The organism is Brevibacillus sp. SKDU10 (assembly GCF_001645205.1).
GTDB lineage: Bacteria > Bacillota > Bacilli > Brevibacillales > Brevibacillaceae > Brevibacillus_B > Brevibacillus_B halotolerans.
Genome location: NZ_LSSO01000074.1, coordinates 1 through 2074, shown reverse-complemented (window position 1 = coordinate 2074; position 2074 = coordinate 1). Strand labels below are relative to the sequence as shown.

Annotated in this window: 2 protein-coding genes; both read left to right on the top strand. The window is 38.0% G+C overall.

The features are described from left to right. Positions 1-237 (top strand): BlaI/MecI/CopY family transcriptional regulator (locus AYJ08_RS04955; RefSeq protein ID WP_197490588.1); only part of this gene is annotated, 237 nt, incomplete at its 5' end. Between the two features lie 60 nt (positions 238-297). Beyond that, on the top strand, positions 298-2074 hold a 1777-nt coding region (locus AYJ08_RS04950), incomplete at its 3' end, for a M56 family metallopeptidase (RefSeq protein ID WP_064016820.1).

Genomic DNA, 2074 nt, shown 5'->3' with positions numbered 1-2074 from the left:
CGGTTATTGAAAAAGAAGGCTATTGGCTATCATAAATCAGGAAGAAGCTATGCATACTATCCACTTGTTTCTGAAAAAGAGTGCCGGAGAGCAGAAAGCGAATCTTTTTTAAAGCGAGTCTTTAATGGTACGGCAGGCATGATGATTACCAATTTTTTAGAAGATGCTGACCTATCAGAAAAAGAGATCAATGACCTGCAAAAATTATTACAGGACAAACAGAAAAAAAACACGTAAGAGGCTACAAAAGCTAGTGATAGAAAGATTCGCTAGACTTTCTAAAAGAGGGTAATACATATGAATATGCTAAATGAGACTTTTCTGTGGGTGGTTGAGTCCTCAATAGGTGCGAGTGTTGTAGCGTTATTCGTTCTACTCATAAAGAAGCTGTTTAACCACCGCATCAGTGCTCGCATTCATTATGCACTATGGTTGATTGTAGTAATACGTCTATTGGTTCCCGCTTTTCCTAGTAGCTCAATTAGTATCTTTACAGCTTTAGAATTCAGTTCAAATCATGTGTTGAAGACTTTGGGGTTTTCTAATCAACAAGATACAATAACCGGCCAAGCCATGGAAAATGATCTGCAAGGTGAGGATCAATTAAAACATGAGCTACTGAGAAAGAATCAACTCGGACTTGCCCAAGCTGAAGCTACAACAACAGTGGCTCAAAGTGCAGAAGCTCATCAGACTTCAAGTGCTGAAAGAACAGAATCTAGCAATAGTAGGTATATCCTCTGGATAAAAGGAATATCAATTGTGTGGTTGCTTGGCTTCACTGTCATGCTTTATGTAATGTATGGATACAAACGCAAATTGAAACAAAAAGATCGTTTGCTTACAAGAGTTACAGATCCAAAATTGGTATTGATTATGGATCAATGCAGAAAGAAATTTAACATCGAGAAATCAATTCCCATTTATACAGGTGATGTAGCAAAAAGTCCGTATATCACCGGACAGCTTCACCCATGGGTATATTGCCCTCAGGAAGTATGCAAAGAGATGAGCGATTCCGAGCTCACCCATATACTGTCTCATGAGCTTGCGCATTATAAGCGAAAGGATATCCTGTGGAATACGTTAGGAATGCTTGCTCTCGCAATTCATTGGATGAATCCATTGGTTTGGATTTGTATGAACAAAATGAGAGCCGACATGGAGCTTGCTTGTGACGCATATGTCTTAGAGGTAATTGGTGAGGAAGAGATGGAAGCCTACGGGATGACAATTATCAGTTTTTTAAAACGATTTTCTGTTAATCGAGAGCGTCCCCAGCTTCTTTATTTTTCTAAATCTAGCAAAAAGGGTTTAATAAAGAGGAGGATTCAAATGATTAGCTTATTTAAAAAAGGATCATACAAGCTGTCGACAGTTGCAGTAGCATGTGGGGTTGTGATAAGCGCTGTGACGCTTACAAATGCATCTGGATCGGTAGCAGACGCTCAAATCGTAACTCAACCAAACAATGAAAATATTTCATTTAATCCGTACTCTTTTAAGAGTGAAACGCAAGAGGAAACAAGGATAGATGGTTATGCATCTAGTAACAGATTGCAAAAAGCGGAACAGAGAGCTGGTTTTAGGTTTAAGGTCCCTGAATATATTCCTGAAAATAATCAATTTTATGGCATTAGTATAAGGGTCAATCCAAATGAATTGCTTTCAGCTTTAGGTCAAAAACCTCCAGAAACAACGAACAAGGATATAAGTGTAGTACGAGTGCTCTATGATGGATCAGGCGGACTCGAATTATCAGCAATTAATAGAGGAGTAGGAATTGAATCAGCTTACGAGAAAATTAAAGAGAAATACAGTCGGGTAGAGAAGGAAAATATATTTGTTGGTGGATTGGAGATGACCAAGATAACAGTTACACCAATCGACGAGACTGAGAAACTGTATTATTACATATGGCTAGATACTGACAACATCCAGTATCAACTCGAAGTCTCTGGGAAATCTCAAGAAGAAGTTAAGAAAATAATAACCTCGATGAAATATCCTGATAGTACGTTATATGAGCGGTATGTTAATAATGATGATCTTATCATATCTATTTATGACAAGG